This is a genomic window from Pseudoalteromonas phenolica (genome assembly GCF_044788725.1).
GTDB classification, from domain to species: domain Bacteria; phylum Pseudomonadota; class Gammaproteobacteria; order Enterobacterales; family Alteromonadaceae; genus Pseudoalteromonas; species Pseudoalteromonas phenolica_C.
The window spans coordinates 2,191,353-2,211,723 of record NZ_CP173161.1; the positions used below are offsets into that span (position 1 = coordinate 2,191,353).

Genomic DNA, 20,371 nt, shown 5'->3' on the forward strand with positions numbered 1-20,371 from the left:
TATCAACAGCTAAATAGAAACTAAAAACCGACCTCATTCGATTTCGACGCGAAAGATTAAGGCAATAAAAATAAAAGATCAATATATTTAAAATTAAATATTCTCAACGAGAAAATAATATTGAGAAAGAAATTTAAATGAAATAATATTTTAAATTATATTAAGCAATAAATATTATTAATCGAAAAAGCACACTATTCCAAACTGCGGAATTAATAGTTTAATTAATAAAATGCAACATTAAATTCGAGAGAAGCAAGGAATGCCAAGTCGGAACATAACCCCACCATTAATTCAACTGAACAACACGCACTCTCACTTTTTTGTAGGCAAGTTATTGCTCTCGCAAGAGATTTCTACTTGCCACCAAGGAGAGGTAACACTTTACTCTGAAACAAAAGCCCACAACTCAGACTTTTTGAGTAAATCTATAACTTTTGAAATTTGCGCAACAGGCGGACATTTACAATTCCTTAGCTTGCACGTGGCTGAATTTGAAAGCCTTGGGTTAGAGCAAGACTTGTATCGCTATAAACTTCATTTTGCACCCAAGCTAAAGTGTTTAATGAACCAAACACAGCAAAGAGTATTAGTAGATACAAGCGTACACGCCTTACTACATACGTTATTAATAGAAGCAGGCTACAATGATGAACAAATCGCATTTAGATTAAGCCACCCACTTCCAAACAAAAGCGAGTTAATCCAAGCTTTCGAAAGTCATTACACGTTATTTTTCAGGTTATTAAGTGAGCATGGTCTGGTTTATTGGTTTGAACATCATGAAGGGGATGAACGCATAGTTGTTAGTGATAGTAATTTATCTAGCCCCTACCTACCTCAAGGGTTGTTGCAAGCCATTGGTAGCGATGGTTTGAACCATGTTACGCCTGAAAATTTCTGCGGTTTCACTCAGAGCTCATCACAAAGTAAACTAAAGTTTGGTTCTACTACTTGCGCAGCTCAAACGCAACATTCTCAAGCAAATAGCGAACGCGTTTATTTTGAACCTTTCAATGGCAATCTTGCGCTGCAACATGATTTAGCGACCTCGCAACAGTTAGCATATGACAGCGACAAATTTATGCTTCGTTTAAAAGGCAATATCCCTAACGTGCTTGCAGGCCATTCCTTTTCGTTAGATAACCGTATTACTGCCGATAGCGGTGACTTTTTAATTGTTCGAAGCCAACTGTCTATTACCCAAGCTGTTGAGGTATTTGTACAGCAACAACAAACACAGGCTAGCTGTGAGGTACTTGCCATACCACGCTCAACACCACTAAAACTAAATTGCCCACCGCACAGTGCTAAACCTATGGTGTTTCCAGCTAAAGTGGAGTCAATTGGCGCTTTACCGCATTTAGATGCTTCGGGAAGCTACAGGGTAAAACGACACTTGTCAGATCCCTCAAATGACGCTGCAAGTAATAGTCAAGCGCTAAAAAAGTTGGCTTTTTATGCATGTGCTGGCCAAGCTCAAGCTACCGGCTGGCATTTTGCCCTCACACCGAATGCCGAAGTTTTAGTTGGTTGTATTAATAACAACCCTAGTGATGGGTTTATTCTCGGGGTTACCCAAAATGCGCTTGCGCCTTCTGTTGTCAATTCGTCAAATAATACCGAGAATCGATTGCTGACAGCCAGTGGCAATGAATTATGCTTGAACGATGATGAGCGCACACCTTATGTCATACTCAAAACCTTAGCCCAAGCGCATTATTTAAAGCTTGACGCCAGAACCTCTGGGCGACAGTTCATAGAATGGATAAGCCAACTCGGTAGTTTAAATTTAGTTGCAGGCAACGATCTGTTAATACAAAGTGAGCGTGGATCAATCACTCAACTTACTAGTCAAAGCCTGCACACTAGCGCTAAAAACACCCTGCAATACAATGCCAATGGCGAGCAACATTGGCAAAGCGGAAATCAATTTAGCTTATCTTCTGCCTCCCATCGTACTCAAAGCCAAGCCTCTCTCAGTTTAAAAGGGGGTCGAGCATGCCTTGCTAAAGCAGAAGCAGATATAGGTCTTCATACGCATAACGCCATTAAATTACATACACCAAATGGCGCCGCAATTTATTACGGCAACAACGGTGTACGTATTCAAGCTAATGGTCGCGGCACACTAAAAATCCACAGTAATGGTGGCGAAATAAGCATTGATAACAGTGGCAATGTCAACCTCACTGCAACCAATATATTGTCTCTAAAAGGTAGGCTTATTACCCTAGATGCACCTCTTGACTATCGATTAGAATCGCCCAATACCGCATCAAGCCCGGAGGCACCTTCAGTTTCGCCAATTTCGCACCCCGCAAGTTTAGCTATTTCAGCTGCAGGTAGCGCAACCCTCACTCAAAGTGTGATTGAGCTGGCATATAACTACCAAGATGGGTCGCCCGTACAAAATGCCCCTTATGAAGTGCGATTAGATGATGGCACTGTTCTTACTGGGCAACTCGACCAAAACGGACAAGCGCAATTACAAAATGTACCTCCAGGACAATTTACCGTCGTATACGGTGAAGACTCGCGAGCCTATCAACCTGAAGACAACAGCACCCCTAATCCACTCTATGGGCAAATTAGCGCGCACACTGCCAAGCAAATGGCCGAGTCTGGCAACACCGCACAACTGCATCACGCACAAAGCATGGCTTCGCAAGCGGGTGAATGGTTATGGGGCACATTACAAGGCGACTTTAATCAAAATCCGAACACCTCGCAGATAGTAGTAGGCACCATTATTTCTATGATCCCTGTGGTCGACCAAATCATGGATGTCCGCGATATCATAGCCAATGTGATGCTGCTCACCGATGATGATGAAGCCAATGACAACGATGCGTGGATTGCCTTTACCCTCACTGGCATTGGTTTAATTCCCCTGTTTGGCTCTGCCATCAAAGGGGTGGGTAAAGTCATTATTAAACACACAGATGACACCTTAGAAGCCGCACTCGGCGTATTGCGAAAACTCGGTAAAGGCGACCCCGCAACCTTTTTACGCCAAATCAACTGGCGTGATTATGGCCAACAAGCCGCCACTAAAGTCAAAGACCTCATTCAAACACTGCGCGACACGCTGCACGATATTTCAACCAGTTGGCAATACGACTTACTGCTACCCGACACCGCCATAGCTGGTATGCAAATGATAGTTAAACGATTAGATGACGTTTCACCCAAAATCGAACAAAACATGCAAAACGCCGCCCAAGAGATTGGCAACCGCGTTAACAAAGCGCTCGACGACTATCAAGGCCTCACGCCAAGTCGAGGCACAGTCGGCCAGCCGCACAAAACCGTCGCAAAAGAACTAGAGCCTCCAAAAGGGAATGAGTTGCCGGGAACTCCTTCTCGTGTCATAGAACTAGAACAAGGCAGTAAAGGTGGCTGGAATAAGTCGCTCAATGGTAAGCTTGACGCAAATGCAACGTATAAAGTTGGACCTTACACTTATAAAACTGATGAATTTGGCCGAGTACAATCCGTTTCTGGTAAACTCGAACTCAACAAAGCTGATAGAAACACTTATCAGCAAAGCAAAGCTGGGAAAACAGATGGTATTAAGGATGGACTAGTTGATGATGAAGGCGGTCACCTTATCGCATCTATCTTTAAAGGGCCGGGTGAACAAATCAACTATGCCGCTATGGATGGGAACTTGAATAAAGGTGCTTGGAAGCGCATGGAAAATAAATGGGCAGAAGCACTTAAAGGAAACCCGCCTAAAGAAGTTAAAATTGAGATAAACTCGATTTTTAAAGGCGAAAGCAAAAGGTCCACTGCGTTTGAAATAATATATGAAATTGATGGTAAAAAAGTGAAGCGTTTTTTAAGGAATATGCCCAATGGAAAATAGCGTAGAAAATTTGTACTTAACCATAGCTCAATCAATTGTCGATACTATAGATGATGATTGGTCAAGCTCAACAATTCGAGCAGAACTTACTGAGGGCTCTATCGAATTTCAAAGTGAATACATTCCAACCTTATCACCTGATCAACCAAAATATTTCGATGTTCCTTTTGAAATATTTGAAGCATTTGAAGAGCTTCATGCAGTAACAAGTGGAAACGATAACAATTGGAACCGAGCTATATTCACTCTAGAACCGTCCGGCCATTTCGGTATTGAATTTGAATGGGATAAATCACTTGCAGATGAAATTGAACGTTTGAATAACGAATAACGACTACTTCATTTTAGTTACTAATAACTTACTCTTTAACAACATGGAAGTTGTTGAGCCTGCCAAGTTAGTTGGCAGGCTAGGTATTTATTTTCAAAATTACTCTGCAATTTTTTTAGACACGTTGCTCAACCGTTTACTTAGAGGTATCCAATAACGCCAACCCCAGTACCTCACAGATTATGACGGGCACGATTATTTCTATGATACCTGTGGTCGACCAAATCATGGATGTCCGCGATATCATAGCCAATGTGATGCTGCTCACCGATGATGATGAAGCCAATGACAACGATGCTTGGATTGCCTTTACCCTCACCGGCATTGGTTTGACTCCCCTGTTTGGCTCTGCCATTAAAGGCGTGGGTAAAGTGGTCATCAAAAACCCTGCCGCTGGCCTTGATGCCGCTATTGCAGTGATGCGCAAACTCGGTATAGGCGACCCAGTTACTTATTTACGCGCACTCAACTGGCATGACATAGGTAAACAAGCCGCAGGAGAAGTCACTGATAAAATAAATGGGCTACGTGATGCGTTAAAAGAAATCACCGACAGCTTTATTCTGCGCCACACCCTACCCGATGAAGCCCTAGCTGGCATGCAAACCACCCTGCGCCAACTTGACGACATCACACCCAAAATCACCCAAGGTATGCAGTAAGCAGCGCAAAACTGTCGTATAAGAATTAGAGCCTCCGAAAGGTATGAGTTAGTGGGGCTACAAGCCCCCCGAGTACCAAGCACTTAGTCATGAGTTTGTCTTAAAATACAAAGGAAAAATTGCTTGAAATCTCTGGTTCAATACCTAATAAGCCTGTTAAAACTAGAAACACCTAGGTTATCTGATAAACAAATATCATTCATAAAACCCAATTCAATATCAAAAATGACCCCATTCCTAAGACCACTACAGCCAGGGTATTTTTAATTTTCAAACTCGCCAAGACAGTAATTAACCCAGCGTACAAAAATGGGCTTTGAAGAAACGCAGCGCCTTCGGTTTTATGACCTAAAAACACAATCGGTACCCACATTGCTGTTAGCACCGATGGTGCTGTGTACTGCAACAACTGTTGTATTTTAGGGCTCAAACTGATGGGTAATGACTTCATAAAAAACAAATATCGACATGAGAAAGTGATCACCGTCATTAATACTATCAATAGATCGTTACTCATCACTTTGCTCCTGCTTAGCTGTGTATTTATCGCTCATATTTCTTGAGGCACTCTTTCTTACAAAGTAATACCCTGCAAACATACCAATAAAGGTCGACGCAATTAACGCGTACTCAAATGCTAACAGCTCTAAAACCAACACAGAGACACCACTTGCCAACACCGACATCAAAACAGGTTTGTCTTTTATAGCTGGCACCACTAAAGCAATGAAAGTCGCCGCTATGGCAAACTCTAACCCATAGGCTTGCAGATTCTCTATGTTATTTCCCACTACTATGCCAACCAGCGTGGCTAGATTCCACATCACATAAAAGGCAATACCCGATGCAACCGCATACACGTAACAGAAACGTTTATTTTTTGCGATGTAGGCGTTGGTCAGTGCAAACATTTCATCTGTTAAAAAGAATGCAAAAACGATGCGCTTGAACAAAGGTAAATCTTTTACATAGCTTTGAAAAACCGCTGAATACAATAAGTGCCGAGAACTTATAACAAATGTTGAAGATAAAATCGGCATGGCTGGGCTACCCAAACCAATTAATTGCATGCCCGCTAACTGCGCGGCTCCTGCAAAAACAAACAAAGACATGGCTTGTGCCTGCCAAGGAGACAAACCAACTTGAATGGCTAGAGATCCGCATAAGATCCCCCACGGGATCACAGCCACACAGAGCGGGAACATATCGATGAACCCTCGCAAAATAATACTCAAATTACCTTGTTGATTTTCAGCTTGCATAGGTGCCGTATTGTCTAATTCTTCTATTAAGGGTTTGGATGATGCCATATTTTAAGCTCAACGATGAATAGTTTGTCGTTAAAGCATAAGTGGTGTTCAAAACAAATTATTGTACAAAGTTGCGCTCGTTAAATCGCTTTGATTTACACTAGTAGTGAGGTGAGTTGAAACTGTTTAGGCGTTGTGCCTAACGCTTTTTTGAAATGACGGTTGAAGTGACTTTGGTCATGAAAACCACAGCCAATAGCGGTATCTATAATAGATTCACCAGCGCGTAGCATTTTCTTTGCTTTGATAAGCCTGGCTTGAATTTGATAGGCATGGGGCGTAATGCCAAATGCCTGACTGAATTGGCGTACAAAGTGAAATTTACTACACCCAACCACATTCGCTAGCTGCTCTAACGAGACGTTAACTTGGGTATATTCGTCTAAAAACTCTCTGGCGAGTTTGAGTTTTTGCACATCAACGCTTGCTGTTTTAACCGCTTCAACATGACGGCCATACCCAGACGCCAATTGAGCCAGCGTGCTGTATAACAATGTTTCTATAAGCAACTTAGATGCACCATTTTCAATCTGTTCGAATACACACCTGAGCTGCGCCGCTATTCGAGCATCTTCAATCACAGAGTCTTTAAAATAAGGCGTAAGACTTTGGTTATTTAATAAATCTTTTGAGATCTGATTAAAGTGCTCAACCGTCGGATAAATGGCTTTATATTTCCAGCCACCAGCGGTTGCCGTTTCACCTGTGTGCACATCATCAGCATTAACTAGAATAATGCTATTTTCAGCCGCGACATGATTTGCGCCACTGCGATAAAAACGCTGAGCGCCCTGCTCAATCAAGCCTATGGTATAGCCTTCGTGAACATGCTTTGAAAAGGTTTGTCGCTCGTATTGTGCATCGACTATCTCAAGGCCGTTTAATACATCGGCATAGTGATATTTTGCCTGCTCTTTTGCCAATCGATTTGCCTCTAAATAATGATATTTCTTTTATAACACTATTTGAGCAATCTGTTTTGTACAAAATTGCTTTTTCAATGCCCAATTTTTTAACCCCACCTCGGTAGCACCGACTTTATGTCGGGTTAAAACTCGTAATCCACAAAAAATCATCAAGCCTATTCAAAAATACAAAAACTCGGTAGCACCGACTTTATGTCGGGTTAAAAACCGCAAATCCACATAGAGTCACCAAACCTCTTCACAAATTCTAAAAACTCGGTAGCACCGACTTTATGTCGAGTTAAAAACCGCAAATCCACAAAGAAGTATCAAGCCTCTAAAAAATTCAAAAACCTCGGTAGCACCGACTTTATGTCGGGTTAAACACCCATAAAAAAAGCGCTGAGCACACACTCAACGCTTTCTTATCACAATAAATTTACTGTAACTGCTTATTTTTCAATCCAAGGCGTGATCAACACAGGCTTTGAATTCATAGAGTCACTGGTAAATTTAAAATCATCGCCTTCCCAGCTATCTTCAACGGTAAACTTACAGACCTTATCTGCACAGCTGACACCAGGTTGGTTAAAATTAACGTCACTATCGAACTTTACCGAAATGCCTTTTTGCGAAGGCAATAAAAAGCCCATCAGTTTACTTACAAAAAAACCAGACAAGTCAGAAAGCAACTCATCAAACTCATGGTGAAGCTGATAAATATCAGCTTTCGTTAAGTTATCTAAACCAAAGTGCTCGGCTTCTATTTGAAACTTCAACTGACAATCGTGCCTTGGGTTTTGCGGTTCAATAACAATCACCGCTTTGTCTTTATCTAACTGGTCGTCATAAGGGAGCAATAATTGCGCTTCGTCAGTGTACGTTAAAGGTGTTTCGCTGTTTTCGGTGACAATTTTACCCTTGGCGATTTTACACGGCTCAAGGCTCGCGATATCAACAATGTAAAAATTAACCCGTGCGAATTCGAACTCACCTTTTTCGAGCACCTTCAAACGGTCGTGAAAACCATCGTAAGAAACCACAAAGTTATCGGCCATTGCAGGTTGAGCAAAACCTAAAGCCGCTAACGCGAGCGCAAAAAATTTATTCTTCATTAAAATAAGCCTTGTTATGACGTATCATGTCATTCAGTTCTTCAATATACGCATCGCCACGCTCAGAGTAAGAAAGTAGGCCTTCAGTAAGCTCTGTGGCTTCAATAGGCTTTTTCTCGGCACGTAATTGCGCGCGCTTTGCTCTAAGCTCAGCGTATGCGTTATGGGTGTTTAAATTTCTAAAATACGATTGCACACTGGCTCGAACTGACTTGAATGCAGCCACTTCGTGTGCCGCTTCATTAGCGCGTCTTTTAGGAACCAATCCACAGCCCTTCTTGTAACACCACTGACCAAAAAAGTTAAGGCCTATTCGCGCAAACCTTGATGTACCCCAAGCCGATTCATTGGCTGCCTGCATTAACGCCAATTCTTTTGGAATAATATCGACATGAATTAAAGCATTTTTAATGCGCTCGACCGTGTACTCACCCTCATCTAAACGATAATAAGCGAAAATATCATCCAGCTTTTTGACTTGCGTTGAAGTTAACTCTTCTTCGAATTGCAGCATCATCAAAGCGATTTCTAACGACGCGCGCTGCTGCAGAATGGTTTGGTTTTCTTTTATTACGTGCGGTTTGATAAAGTCGAAGAAAGCCTGCTTTTTTTCGCGCACATCTTGAATGTTGGCAAAGTCTGGCAATTTCACATTGTGAAGTGGTTTTTCTACTTCGACTTTTTTGACTGGCTTTTTCTCTTCTTTAGTCGCTTCTACGACTTCTTCAGATTGCTCAACTGGTTGAATAAATGGGTAAAGCAAACCATAAATTGCAACAACGGCAATGACCAGTTTAAGTAAATTTCTTAGCATTTTATCTCCAATAAAACCGTGCATTCCCCGCATCCATGAATGGGTTGTTACTAACAAAAACGCGCTGATTTTTCATTGCGTTGCGTCATTGTAACCTGCACTATGTATACTATTAATGAACTCAAAAGCGCGTAATTATATATAAACTCAGCAATAAACGCGAATTGATTGCTAAAACCACGGCTAACCCATAAGTTTTATACAGGCTTAATTGGTTAACTGATCAATCATTATGACAACGTTATAATTTAGTTTTTAAGCATTTTTAAAGCAAAGGCAGAATTGAGGATATATGGATTTAATCTGGCAACAACGACGCTGTGAACAACGTAAAAATAGACCTAACGATAATCGCTCTGCGTTTCAAGTAGACCGCTCGCGTATTATTCATGCAGCTGCTTTCAGGCGACTGCAAGCCAAGACGCAGATCATGTCGATAGGCGTGAATGACTTCTATCGCACTCGACTCACTCACTCGCTCGAAGTTGCACAAATTGGTACCGGTTTATTACGCCATTTACAAAATAGTCATCCTGATTTTTCGCTGTTTCCAAGCACTAGCTTAATTGAAACCTTATGTTTAGCCCACGATATCGGTCACCCACGCTTCGGAAGAGAACACCAATTTTGTATTTTTTTATATAGGAAGGAAGCTTTAAGCCTTGTAAAATATAATGTTTAGCTAAAAGATTTACATACAATTTATCACATACAAATTCCAAAAGTCAAGTTTAGTTAGATAAATCATCTATGCTAGCCAAGCAGTTTTGTTCAAATAGATCCATGAACACACCTACTTCCGGCATTTCTTCTTTATATGCATCAACTTTCTCAGATAAACGATTTTTAACAGATACGAATTCAGGGTTATGGAATTTGAGTTCATCGCACGCTTTAAAATAAGCAGTCAGAACATCTGCCGCTTTAACTAGTTTCTTATATTCTTTATCTACCTGCTTTTGAATAACCAGCTCTTTAAACAGTGGCTTCAATTTTTCAGGTAGAGTGTTTAAGCACTCGATTTCAGCCAAATCTTCAATTTTCTTGAATTCTTCTGTTAATGCTGGTGAGCTGTATTTTGTAACATGATTAATATCTTGAAGTTTTGTTTCAGAAACCTCATGGTACAAAGCAATCGTAGCCGCCTTCTCAGGTCTTATTTGACCACCGCAGTACACATTTTTAATAGTTGCTAGGAGGTGAGCAATAACGGCAACTTGATGGCTATGCTCTGCAACATTTTCTTGTTTCATTAAGTGCATAGGAGACCATCGCTTAATGAGGTTCATACGAAGTATCCATGCTAAAAACGAACTATTTTTCACTACAACACCTCTCTAAATAAAATTAAAATTCTCACCATTTCAGTATGTTTTAAAAATACTTTATGCTCCCCACTTGAAGTTTCAAGTGGAATATATCTATAAAATGTGTACTTAGCCTTCTTCTGAGATTCGATTAAGTGTTCGATTGATTGTTGAGCGACTAACTTTGTACTTTTTTGCCAAACTAGAGATAGATTCACCTCTGGATGTAGCTTCCATTATATCTTTAGCTTGTTTATTAGATAATGCTGGCAACCTTCCCAAATGCTTACCTTGAGCTTTAGGTTTTTCGCGACCTTCAGCAGTTCTGCTGTGAATAAGGTCACGTTCAAGTTGCGCAAATACTCCGCACAGATTAATCATCGCTTTGGAAAAAGGGTTATCACTGCTTGTATTAAGTGAGCCATCAATAGTTTTAAGATTTGCACCTTTGCGATGAATATCCTCTATAGCGTTAAGAATAGATTTTAAAGAACGACCTAATCGGTCTAGACGAGTTACAATAACCTCATCACCATCTCTTATAAAATCAATAAGCTCTTTTAGCATCTCATCATTTTTAACCGAAGCGCCAGACTGTTTACCCTGAAAGATTCTTTCACAGCCAAATTCTGTTAATTTAGTAAGTTGCATATCAAGCTCTTGTCCTTGAGTCGATACTCTGGCAAAACCAACTTTCATATACTATCTAGCTTCAGCCAACTGTAAAGATGCTGCTATCTCGTACTCATCATCAGTTTGCTTTCCATAGATATCTCCTCGATGAATATCATAGAACATTGCGAAATCAGGAAGTTCAGAAACTATGTTTCTTCCCCATTTAGATTTATAAATAATGTTGTTATTGCTTAAATGCTTAATTAATTTGTGAGCTTCTGAACTTAATGACACTAGTTCAAGTACCTTATTGGTTTCTTGTCCATATTCACAAATGTGAGTGGTATTACCTTCTTCCACTATTACTCTAAATGGATCTCTTAAAATTTCTTTTAACTCTTCGAATGATATTTTTCTGATTTCTTTATTTTCACTCATATAAATGTCCGAAAGCTATAATTTCGTACACCTTACCAATTAAGTGAACGAAAGTTCACTAAACAAATTTCGTACATGAACGAAATGAAACGCCCACATTCGTACACATGCAGAGAGAAAATGAATGACAATTCTAACTATCAAGTGACTTAATTATTCCACACGCTTCAACGGTGTTTTCAGTTGTACACAAACTTGCCATTTGTTGTAGCTCAGCTTTTAGTGCTTCGAGTTCTCTCATTCGATTGTTAACTAAGGTCAATTGTTGAGCAATGAGCTTATTAACACTTGCACAGCTTTCCTCAGGCTTATTTTTCAGTTCAATAAGTCGTTTTACATCTGTTAAGGGGATATTCAAACTTCGACAATGCTTTATAAACTCTAACTCTTTTAAAGCCAGATCGCCATATAACCTGTAATTCCCTTCTGTACGTTCAGGAATAGAAAGCAATCCTTCTTTCTCGTAATACCGAATTGTTTGTATAGAACACCCTGTCGTTTTTGAAAGTTCACCTATTTTCATGAAATTCTAACTTTTAGCTTGACTCTATAGTAACTATAGACTTTACAGTTGAACTATTAAACAAATAATTACGGCCTTCAATGAATATTAGTAAAATTGAGTTGAAATACACTTACTTTATTGTTTTTTACTTCAGTGCCGTTATATTTTTTCTTGCACTAACTGAATGTTGCAGCCATTCGAGATGAAAAAACATTAGAGGCGAAAATGCATAATCACAGCCATAATCATGCTAACGACAAAGACAGCCGAATAGGTTGGACATTTTTTCTAAATGTATCCTTTACAATAATAGAATTCATAGGTGGCTGGTTAACTAATAGCACCGCTATAATGGCTGATGCTGTACATGATCTTGGCGATAGCCTTTCAATAGGTTTTGCGTGGATTTTAAGCCGCTTTTCCGATAAAAAGCCATCTGATAGATTTAGCTACGGTTATAAACGGCTATCCCTATTTGGCGCATTAGTAAATAGTCTTGTGTTGGTTGTTGGTTCAATATGGATTTTGCTTGAAGCTACTCCTAGGCTATTTAACCCTGAAATGCCTATGGTTGAAGGAATGCTAGGGTTAGCATTATTAGGAGTCACAGTAAATGGTTATGCTGTTTACAAATTAAGAGCTGGAAAAACGTTAAATGAGCGAGTCCTAACATGGCACCTCCTAGAAGATGTTTTAGGTTGGGTCGCAGTTCTAATCGTTTCAATTGTACTACTCTTTGTGGAGCTGCCTATATTGGATCCATTGCTGTCAATATGCTTTACACTCTTCATTTTATTTAATGTTCTCAAAAACCTAAAAGCTACATTGTTACTGTTTCTCCAAGGGACACCTGATCAAAAATCTCACGATGATATCGAAGACGTTTTAACTAGAATCCCTGAAGTTCTAGGAGTCCACCATATGCATTTTTGGTCATTAGACGGTGAAAAACATGTACTAACAGCTCATTTAGAATTAGCTCAGAACTATAATGTTGAAAAACTTCTCGAATTAAAAAACATAATAGCAAAGGAACTTTTTCATTTTAACTTGTCTCACACTACTATTGAATTTGAGTTTCCAGATGAAGTCTGCCGAGATAATGGGGAATAAAAACTAGCTGATTCAACCGTTTTCTGGTATGTTGCATATGCTTGTTTTGAAAGGTGATTAAATTGAATTTTACAGGTGTTATCAAATTGCTATTAGTTGTTTCGATTGTTTTACAATCGTTATCTGCTTTCGCGTCTGCTACATCTCAATTGCATCAAATAGATATTGATCACATTCAAACTCAACATGATCATAAAAATGATATGAGCAGCAATGGTGAAGAAAATAGTGAAGACGGTCATAATATTAGTGATTGTCATCACTGTGGTCATTGCAGTGGAAGTCATCTCTCTTGGGTTATCATTGATAATATTAATATTTCCGTTACATTAACTACTATCAATAATATTCCTAATCAATTCGACCAAACAAAAGAATATTTAGACGCTATTTTGCGCCCTCCTATATCTTAATCATATTAAATATTTAACTGCCCTAATAGTCATCTATAACGGATGAATGGGTTTGATTAACTAATAAATAGATTAAGAGTCCTATGTATAAATATGTAAAACATTCAGGTGTATTCCTGACTTTAGCCGTGGCTGTAAGTTTTACCAGTATAGCTTACAGTAAACAAGAAAACGTTACGTGGATAGACACCCAAATAAACAAAGATCCTGAAGTTATTGAAGCGAGAGAATTACTAAAAGCAAGTGATTATCGGGCAAAAAGCCTAACACAGGCGGTTTATAACCCCGATTTTGAAGCTAGTTTCGATAAAGAAGGTGACTTTAACAATTATTCAATCGGAATAAGTCAAACAATCGATTTATGGGATAAACGTGCTATCAACGATTCAATTGGTAAAATCGCATTTTATGCTAGCCAGCAGCAATTATTGGATTTACTAGAGTCCAAAAAAGCTAATGCAATTCAGGCCATCGTAACATGGCAAGCAGCCAAAGAAGCATCTTTACTCGTCATTGAAAGAGAAAAGCAACTCAAAACTTTACTCAATATTGTAGAAGAGAAGCTAGATGCAGGAATTCTTGAGCCTTTAGATGCGGAGTTAGTTTATTTAAACCTATCACAAGTTTTCATTCAGATAGCTGAATATCAGACTGCCTTGAAAACTGCCGAAGTAAAAGTTCTAGAATTATTACCAGATTGGACACCAGAACTCCAAAACAAGCTTTCTTTTTCGATTGATATTGAAAACTACACGTTCAAGAAAGAATGGATTGAAGAGCACCCAACTGTTCTTCAGGCAAAAGCTCTATGGCACGAACAGAAGTTAAAAGCCCAACTAACGTCCATAGAGTATAAAGCTAATCCCACTATTGGGATTAGCGCAGGAAAAAATAATGACGACAATATAGTTGGTCTAACTTTTTCTATGCCTATGAACATTAGAAACAACTACTCTGATGTAATGAAAGCTGCCAATTTAGAAGCTATAGCAGCAGAGGCAAATTTCCAATCAAAATATCGAAGGCAATCTTTTGAAGCTCAAGCTAAATTTGAATCACTCATCACAAATAAAAAGTACTTTGCAAAGTGGAAAAACCTCATGCAAAACAGATTAGGTAATAGTTTGAGTTTGCTAAATGCTAGGTGGGAAGCTGGTGATATAAACACTTCGGACTATTTATTCGCGTTTAGCCAGCGTACCGAAGGACTACTCTCAGGCATTCAACTAAAGAAACAATTCAAGCTTTCCGAAGTATCTTTCATTCAGAGCATTGGACAAATTTCCAAATTTGAAATTTAGGCATTCAGTTCAACTAGTGAAGATTTTTCAAATTTAAAAAGAATTATAGGTAAATGATATGAATACAGTAATCAAAAGTAAAATTCTAGTATTAGCAATTGGAAGTATTTTTCTTGAGCTTTTATCATACAATCAAGTTTATGCTCTTCCTCTTAACACTGAAAATAAAACGAGTGTCCAACGTCAACAGGAAGTAGACGAACATAAGCATGATAATGAACAAGAACATAAGCATTCAGAAAACAAACATGATGATTTAACACATCAAAATAACCCAATAAACAATCAGAAAAATGATGAAACCGAAGAGGAACATGAAGAAGGTATAACCCTAAGCCCTCAAAAATTGTCATTAGCTACCATCAAAGTAGACAGTATTAACCCAGAATACCATTTCAGTACCGTTTATGCGCCCGGAGAGGTTAAAGCAAATGGCTACAGTAGTTATGTTGTTTCACCAAGAACAGAATCTGTCATTATTAGCCGCCATGCTGCCCTCGGTGAACATGTTGAAATAGGGCAAACATTAGTTACCTTATTTAGCGAGACTGTGGCACAGGCACAAGCTGATTACCTAATAGCGTCAACAGAGTGGCGAAGAATAAAAACACTAGGTAATAAAACAGTCAGTGAAAGTCGTTTGTTACAAGCGCAAACCACATATAAAGCCACATATGGTAGGCTCATCGCTTTAGGCTTAACTGAAAAGTCGATCGCTAATATTTCGAACAAAGATATTAGTACATTTGGTCAATATTCATTAATAGCTCAACGAGAAGGTGTTGTCTTACTGGATGACTTTATTCAAGGCCAACGAGTTGCTGCTGGTGATACGATTATGATGATAGCCGATGAAAAGCAATTATGGGTTGAAGCAAGAGTTTCACCAAATAAAAATTTGCAAGTATCTATAGATTCTGAAGCTTACGTTACTTTTGAAGGTCAAGCGTATAATGCAAAAGTAATTCAAGAAGCACACACCATAGACCCTATAACTAGAACACGAATAATTCGACTTGCAGTTAACAATGAAGACGACAATCTTCATTCTGGTATGTTCGTGAAAGTTAACTTCAAGTTTGCAACTCAAGATAAAGTGATGGCAGTGCCAGAAGACGCTCTAATCCGAAGCGCGGATGGTGATTGGACTGTTTTCGTCGAAGATCATCCGGGTGAGTTCAAAGCAACAGAAATAAAATTGGGCAGATCTTTAGGAAATTTGAGAGAAATTATTGGCTTAGATAGTGGAACCCGTATTGTGACCAAAGGAGCCTTCTTTGTTGCATCTGAAATTGCTAAAAGCGGATTTGATCCGCACAATCACTAAGGAGAACGGGTATGTTTAATCGTATAATAGATTTTTCCATAAATAATCGACTCCTAATAATAATAGCTTTAATCGCTACTGTAGTAAGCGCGATTATGATGATTCCGAAACTAAATTTAGATGCATTTCCTGATGTGACTAATGTACAAGTTGCCGTAAATACAGAAGCTCCCGGACTCGCAGCAGAAGAAGTAGAGCAACTTATTACTTATCCGATAGAAGCCGTTATGTACGCTTTGCCAGACGTTGAGCAAGTACGCTCTATCTCCAAAACAGGTTTGTCTGGCGTGACTGTCGTGTTTAAAGAAGGTACTGATATCTACTTTGCAAGGCAGTTAGTCTTTGAGCGGCTTCAAGCTGCCAAGGAGCTTATACCTGAAGGAGTCGGCACGCCTGAAATGGGACCTAACACATCTGGTCTAGGTCAAGTGTTTCAATACCTTTTGATATCTAGCAATGATACTGGATATGATGCGATGTCACTTAGAAGCCTAAATGACTGGATTGTCAAATTATTACTCATGCCTGTAGATGGTGTTACAGATGTTTTATCTTTCGGTGGTAGTGTTAAGCAATATCAAGTTAATGTTGAACCATCTAAACTCTTATCGTATGAGTTAACACAAGAGGATATAGTTAAAGCGCTTGATGCAAATAATGCCAATGTTGGTGGCTGGTACATGAATAGAGGACAAGAGCAACTCGTCATTCGAGGCACAGGTTGGTTTGAAAGTGGCGAAGCTGGCATCACAAATATTAAGCAAGTTCCAGTTAAGACACTAGACGGAGCTGTTGTCACAATATCAGATGTTGCCAAAGTCGAAATTGGTAGTGAGATTCGACAAGGCGCTGTTACAATGACTAGAAGGAACGAAAATGGGCAAGTTGAAAGCTTAGGTGAAGTTGTTTCTGGTATTGTGCTTAAAAGAATGGGGTCAAATACAAAAGCTACTATTGACGGCATAAACGCAAGAATTCCATTAATTAATCAAGCCCTGCCTGAAGGAGTTAGATTCGAACCTTTCTATGATCAAGCTGATTTAATAGAACAAGCTGTAAACACCGTCGTTAATGCTCTGATACTAGCGTTTATTTTCATCTGTATTGTTCTTGCATTATTTTTGATGAACTTAAGAGCAACCTTTCTTGTTCTCATCTCAATCCCAATTTCTATTGGAATTGCATTAATGGTAATGTCTTGGTGGGGGATCTCTGCAAACCTGATGTCTTTGGGAGGCATTGCAGTAGCAATCGGAATGTTAGTAGACGGCTCTGTGGTAATGGTTGAAAATATGTTTAAGCATTTGAATACACCTGACCCCGCACACGCAGAAAGTGTGAAAAAACGCGTTTCTTTATCGGATAACGATCCACATGATGTAGAAAAAGATGTTCACGGTATTAAATTACGTCTTAAACAAGCCGGAAAAGAAGTTGCTCGCCCAGTATTCTTTGCTGCTTCGATCATTTTAGTTGTGTTCACGCCACTATTTAGCTTTGAAGGTGTTGAAGCCAAGCTATTCCAACCAATGGCAGTAAGCATCATCTTAGCCGTTATATCGGCTATCGTAGTTGCTCTTTTCATTGTCCCTGCATTAGCTACCTACATGTTTCACAAAGGTGTGAAAGAAAGAGAAAGTTTTGTATTACAACCTTTAGATAAGATATATAGGAAAGGGCTTAAATTCGCACTTAATCGCACGAAGCTGGTTGTTTCAATATCAATAATTCTAGTGGTTTCTGCTTTCGCTACAATCCCCTACATAGGAACTGAATTTGTTCCAGAGCTGGAGGAAGGAACAATAAATTTAAGAGTAACACTTGCTCCGTCATCAAGCTTAGACACCGCTTTGACGGTAGCTCCTATTCTAGAAGAAAAACTGTTGGCATTCCCAGAAGTCACATATGCTTTGAGTCGTATTGGTAGAGCTGAAATAGGAGGTGATCCTGAACCAGTGAACAATATTGAAATTTATATTGGTCTGAAACCAACATCTGATTGGACAAGTGCAACAAACCGCTATGAACTGCAAGAAAAAATGGAGAGGTCATTAGAAGAATATCCGGGCCTGTTACTTAATTTTTCTCAGCCCATTTCAACTCGTGTAGATGAACTATTATCAGGTGTAAAAGCTCAGCTAGCGATTAAATTATTCGGCCCAGACCTTAATATATTGTCAACAAAAGGCCAAGAGATTGAAACAGTAATAAGTGGTATCGAAGGAGCTAGAGATGTTGCATTGGAGCAAATTGCAGGCGAAGCTCAACTTGTTGTAAAGCCCAATAGACAAGAACTTTCACGGTTTGGTCTGTCAGTTAGCGATATAATGGAAGTTGTACAAGATGGCATAGGCGGTGTTGAAGCTGGACAGATCATCAATGGCAATGAGCGTTACGATATATACGTGCGCATCAAGGAAGAATACCGCCAAAATAAGGATGCTATTGCTGATATACGCGTCCAGTCTCCTACTGGTGCTTGGGTTAGATTAGGTGATGTTTCTTCAGTTTCGTATGAATCAGGACCTCCACAAGTAAGAAGAGATGACGTTCAAAGGCGCGTTGTTATTCAAGCAAATGTGCAAGATAGAGATATGGGGAGTGTTGTTTCAGATATCAGAAAAGCAATTACTGATAAGGTAGATTTACCTGCTGGCTATTCTGTTTCTATCGGGGGGCAATTCGAAAGCCAGCAACGTGCTCAAAATAGATTGGCTATCGTTGTCCCATTTTCACTTGCTCTAATAGCATTATTACTTTATTTCGCTTTTGGCTCTGTTGGCCAAGCAATGCTCATATTAGTAAACGTTCCTCTTGCTGTGATAGGTGGGGTATTCTCTTTATATTTATCTGGGCAATACCTATCTGTACCAAGCTCCGTTGGGTTTATTACACTATTTGGCGTTGCTGTACTAAACGGTGTAGTGATGGTCGAGAGTATTAATCAGCGAATTAGAGATGGCATAGAAGTTAATAAGGCTGTATTTGACGGAGCTATATCGCGTTTAAGGCCTGTTCTTATGACAGCAATAACATCCGCTTTAGGTTTAATACCGATGTTAATGTCCAATGGCGTTGGAGCGGAAATTCAGAGGCCGTTAGCAAGTGTTATTGTGGGAGGGTTAGTAACTGCAACACTACTTACATTATTTGTTTTACCTGTTTTATTTAACTGGTTTTCAAAAGCAAAAATAAAAGAGCTATCGCGATAATTTTATCACCACTAGCTTTTAAGTCACCATGCTAATATTAGCGTGGTGACTTAAAGTACGTAATAGCATTTAGCTATTCTAAAGCTATAACTAGCTTATCAATACTGAATTATTGTTAATTTGGATAGTTTCATCTAAAAAATTTCAATAAATTCTGCCTTCTTTAATTACTTGATTGCATGTTATAGATCTTAGCAATCAGCCAGCCAATTAAACCTGCTAGTAAAGCCCAGAGTATGCCTCCCCATATTGCTGAGGTTATTGACATATGCCAGCCCATAATTTGCCAATCTGTATGTAACATCTTGGAGGTCATGTTTGACATCATCTCCGGCATCACCATAACCACAACTGAACACACACTCCAAACAATGGCAAAGGCTGCGGCACAAGCCAACGAAAAAGCTTTTTCGTTAAGTTTCATAATTAATTTCCCCTCACTGGTTTAATGACTAGATCCACATCAAGTTGGTAAACAAATTCTTTCGGTTGTACGATATTTTCAATATGATGAACGCCTTTTTTAACATTACTTTTCAACATAATTCGGGCTAATTGGCTTGCTACACTGGCCGTCACTTTACCTTCATTAACTCCTGTTAAACTAAATGAGTTTGCAGAATTTTTACCATTAGAATCCTTACCTATGACTTTAATAAAAAAAGCTTCACTACCTAAATTGAATAACTTGAATAACTTAATTGTAATCCGCTGAAACCAATGAATTTTTAGCAGCTTACTTATTCCTGTCCATTTTAGAAAAACAATTAACGTGGTTAGTAATTTAGAATCAAAGCAAAGATACGTGCTGGCTGAATTAATGTTTAAGGTTTGCGGTATGACATGTTGGTCAGAAAAATTTGAACGATAAAAGGTCCTAGTATTTACTTCATCAGCAATAGTGGTGGACATTCCTTCAGTAAAAGAGGAATACGTTACATTTTTCCCTGATACATTAAAGTGAAACGTATCGTTTATGTCTTTAAGCATCCAACGGTATGCAGCGTCACCATGCTTTCCGCCCGTACCTAAAAGAATATAAATATCAATGAATTTAACTAACTCATTATTTTGCTTGCAAAGCTTAGCCAGCAAATTTGTTAGACCCGGAGCAACACCTACGCTTAATATG

Annotated in this window: 19 protein-coding genes and 1 pseudogene; 9 read left to right on the top strand and 11 right to left on the bottom strand. The window is 39.1% G+C overall.

Annotated features, from left to right (window positions below):
* Positions 1-262: 262 nt before the first annotated feature.
* From ACH784_RS09900 to ACH784_RS09910, 3 genes are all read left to right on the top strand, one after another.
* Complete coding sequence (locus tag ACH784_RS09900; protein WP_404389758.1) at positions 263-3,871, top strand: DNA/RNA non-specific endonuclease; 3,609 nt, start codon at positions 263-265, stop codon at positions 3,869-3,871.
* Positions 3,861-4,202, top strand: a complete 342-nt coding sequence (locus tag ACH784_RS09905) for a hypothetical protein (RefSeq protein WP_404389760.1) — start codon at positions 3,861-3,863, stop codon at positions 4,200-4,202. Before ACH784_RS09900 ends, ACH784_RS09905 begins: the two co-directional genes overlap by 11 nt.
* A 182-nt stretch (positions 4,203-4,384) precedes the next feature.
* Positions 4,385-4,864: a hypothetical protein gene (locus tag ACH784_RS09910; protein WP_404389762.1), complete on the top strand. Its 480-nt coding sequence runs from the start codon at positions 4,385-4,387 to the stop codon at positions 4,862-4,864.
* A 199-nt stretch (positions 4,865-5,063) separates the two neighbouring features.
* Here the strand turns inward: ACH784_RS09910 and ACH784_RS09915 are convergent, their stop codons facing one another.
* The 5 genes from ACH784_RS09915 to ACH784_RS09935 form a co-directional block, all read right to left on the bottom strand.
* Complete coding sequence (locus ACH784_RS09915) at positions 5,064-5,381, bottom strand: AzlD domain-containing protein (protein ID WP_404389764.1); 318 nt, start codon at positions 5,379-5,381, stop codon at positions 5,064-5,066.
* Positions 5,374-6,174, bottom strand: coding sequence for an AzlC family ABC transporter permease (locus tag ACH784_RS09920; protein ID WP_404389766.1), 801 nt, complete (start codon positions 6,172-6,174; stop codon positions 5,374-5,376). Before ACH784_RS09920 ends, ACH784_RS09915 begins: the two co-directional genes overlap by 8 nt.
* Positions 6,175-6,269: 95 nt before the next feature.
* A complete protein-coding gene (locus ACH784_RS09925; RefSeq protein ID WP_404389768.1) occupies positions 6,270-7,097 on the bottom strand; it encodes an AraC family transcriptional regulator in 828 nt (275 codons plus the stop codon).
* A 434-nt stretch (positions 7,098-7,531) separates the two neighbouring features.
* A complete protein-coding gene (locus ACH784_RS09930) occupies positions 7,532-8,194 on the bottom strand; it encodes a DUF2987 domain-containing protein (protein WP_404389770.1) in 663 nt (220 codons plus the stop codon).
* On the bottom strand, positions 8,184-9,008 hold the full coding sequence (locus ACH784_RS09935) for a glucosaminidase domain-containing protein (RefSeq protein WP_404389772.1): 825 nt from the start codon (positions 9,006-9,008) through the stop codon (positions 8,184-8,186). Before ACH784_RS09935 ends, ACH784_RS09930 begins: the two co-directional genes overlap by 11 nt.
* A 292-nt stretch (positions 9,009-9,300) precedes the next feature.
* Between ACH784_RS09935 and ACH784_RS09940 the strand changes: the two are divergent.
* Positions 9,301-9,621 (top strand): annotated as a pseudogene (locus ACH784_RS09940) (HD domain-containing protein); the annotation flags it as partial.
* 118 nt (positions 9,622-9,739) lie between these two features.
* On the opposite strand, the gene yfbR reads toward ACH784_RS09940, so the two are convergent.
* The 4 genes from yfbR to ACH784_RS09960 all read right to left on the bottom strand — a co-directional run bounded on the left by yfbR (position 9,740) and on the right by ACH784_RS09960 (position 11,891).
* Positions 9,740-10,333 carry a 5'-deoxynucleotidase gene (gene yfbR, locus ACH784_RS09945; protein WP_404389774.1) on the bottom strand — a complete coding sequence of 198 codons (594 nt, stop codon included), beginning with the start codon at positions 10,331-10,333 and terminating at the stop codon, positions 9,740-9,742.
* Between the two features lie 111 nt (positions 10,334-10,444).
* Positions 10,445-11,014 (bottom strand): recombinase family protein, encoded by a 570-nt coding sequence (locus ACH784_RS09950; protein WP_404389776.1) that lies wholly within the window; start codon positions 11,012-11,014, stop codon positions 10,445-10,447.
* Between the two features lie 3 nt (positions 11,015-11,017).
* Positions 11,018-11,368, bottom strand: a complete 351-nt coding sequence (locus ACH784_RS09955) for a hypothetical protein (protein ID WP_404389778.1) — start codon at positions 11,366-11,368, stop codon at positions 11,018-11,020.
* A gap of 133 nt (positions 11,369-11,501) precedes the next feature.
* Complete coding sequence (locus ACH784_RS09960) at positions 11,502-11,891, bottom strand: Cd(II)/Pb(II)-responsive transcriptional regulator (protein WP_038642637.1); 390 nt, start codon at positions 11,889-11,891, stop codon at positions 11,502-11,504.
* Positions 11,892-12,098: 207 nt separating this feature from the next.
* On the opposite strand from ACH784_RS09960, the gene ACH784_RS09965 reads away from it, so the two are divergent.
* From ACH784_RS09965 to ACH784_RS09985, 5 genes are all read left to right on the top strand, one after another.
* Positions 12,099-12,986, top strand: coding sequence for a cation diffusion facilitator family transporter (locus tag ACH784_RS09965; RefSeq protein WP_404389780.1), 888 nt, complete (start codon positions 12,099-12,101; stop codon positions 12,984-12,986).
* A 53-nt stretch (positions 12,987-13,039) separates the two neighbouring features.
* Positions 13,040-13,399, top strand: coding sequence for a hypothetical protein (locus ACH784_RS09970; RefSeq protein ID WP_234402700.1), 360 nt, complete (start codon positions 13,040-13,042; stop codon positions 13,397-13,399).
* An 83-nt stretch (positions 13,400-13,482) separates the two neighbouring features.
* The gene (locus tag ACH784_RS09975) at positions 13,483-14,700 is read left to right on the top strand and encodes a TolC family protein (protein WP_404389782.1); all 1,218 of its coding nucleotides are present in this window, start codon (positions 13,483-13,485) and stop codon (positions 14,698-14,700) included.
* Positions 14,701-14,758: 58 nt separating this feature from the next.
* Complete coding sequence (locus ACH784_RS09980) at positions 14,759-16,027, top strand: efflux RND transporter periplasmic adaptor subunit (protein WP_404389784.1); 1,269 nt, start codon at positions 14,759-14,761, stop codon at positions 16,025-16,027.
* Positions 16,028-16,038: 11 nt separating this feature from the next.
* Complete coding sequence (locus ACH784_RS09985; RefSeq protein ID WP_404389786.1) at positions 16,039-19,239, top strand: efflux RND transporter permease subunit; 3,201 nt, start codon at positions 16,039-16,041, stop codon at positions 19,237-19,239.
* Between the two features lie 163 nt (positions 19,240-19,402).
* Here the strand turns inward: ACH784_RS09985 and ACH784_RS09990 are convergent, their stop codons facing one another.
* Positions 19,403-19,663 (bottom strand): DUF5676 family membrane protein, encoded by a 261-nt coding sequence (locus ACH784_RS09990; RefSeq protein WP_038642649.1) that lies wholly within the window; start codon positions 19,661-19,663, stop codon positions 19,403-19,405.
* Positions 19,664-19,665: 2 nt separating this feature from the next.
* Positions 19,666-20,334, bottom strand: a complete 669-nt coding sequence (locus ACH784_RS09995) for a hypothetical protein (protein ID WP_404389788.1) — start codon at positions 20,332-20,334, stop codon at positions 19,666-19,668.
* Positions 20,335-20,371 lie beyond the last annotated feature (37 nt).

What these genes read in the sequence shown, in the direction of transcription:
- ACH784_RS09900 (WP_404389758.1), top strand. Translation starts at nt 263, where the DNA reads ATGCCAAGTCGGAACATAACCCCACCATTAATTCAACTGAACAACACG.
- ACH784_RS09905 (WP_404389760.1), top strand. Translation starts at nt 3,861, where the DNA reads ATGGAAAATAGCGTAGAAAATTTGTACTTAACCATAGCTCAATCAATT.
- ACH784_RS09910 (WP_404389762.1), top strand. Translation starts at nt 4,385, where the DNA reads ATGACGGGCACGATTATTTCTATGATACCTGTGGTCGACCAAATCATG.
- ACH784_RS09915 (WP_404389764.1), bottom strand. Translation starts at nt 5,381, where the DNA reads ATGAGTAACGATCTATTGATAGTATTAATGACGGTGATCACTTTCTCA.
- ACH784_RS09920 (WP_404389766.1), bottom strand. Translation starts at nt 6,174, where the DNA reads ATGGCATCATCCAAACCCTTAATAGAAGAATTAGACAATACGGCACCT.
- ACH784_RS09930 (WP_404389770.1), bottom strand. Translation starts at nt 8,194, where the DNA reads ATGAAGAATAAATTTTTTGCGCTCGCGTTAGCGGCTTTAGGTTTTGCT.
- ACH784_RS09935 (WP_404389772.1), bottom strand. Translation starts at nt 9,008, where the DNA reads ATGCTAAGAAATTTACTTAAACTGGTCATTGCCGTTGTTGCAATTTAT.
- ACH784_RS09950 (WP_404389776.1), bottom strand. Translation starts at nt 11,014, where the DNA reads ATGAAAGTTGGTTTTGCCAGAGTATCGACTCAAGGACAAGAGCTTGAT.
- ACH784_RS09955 (WP_404389778.1), bottom strand. Translation starts at nt 11,368, where the DNA reads ATGAGTGAAAATAAAGAAATCAGAAAAATATCATTCGAAGAGTTAAAA.
- ACH784_RS09960 (WP_038642637.1), bottom strand. Translation starts at nt 11,891, where the DNA reads ATGAAAATAGGTGAACTTTCAAAAACGACAGGGTGTTCTATACAAACA.
- ACH784_RS09965 (WP_404389780.1), top strand. Translation starts at nt 12,099, where the DNA reads ATGCATAATCACAGCCATAATCATGCTAACGACAAAGACAGCCGAATA.
- ACH784_RS09975 (WP_404389782.1), top strand. Translation starts at nt 13,483, where the DNA reads ATGTATAAATATGTAAAACATTCAGGTGTATTCCTGACTTTAGCCGTG.
- ACH784_RS09980 (WP_404389784.1), top strand. Translation starts at nt 14,759, where the DNA reads ATGAATACAGTAATCAAAAGTAAAATTCTAGTATTAGCAATTGGAAGT.
- ACH784_RS09985 (WP_404389786.1), top strand. Translation starts at nt 16,039, where the DNA reads ATGTTTAATCGTATAATAGATTTTTCCATAAATAATCGACTCCTAATA.
- ACH784_RS09990 (WP_038642649.1), bottom strand. Translation starts at nt 19,663, where the DNA reads ATGAAACTTAACGAAAAAGCTTTTTCGTTGGCTTGTGCCGCAGCCTTT.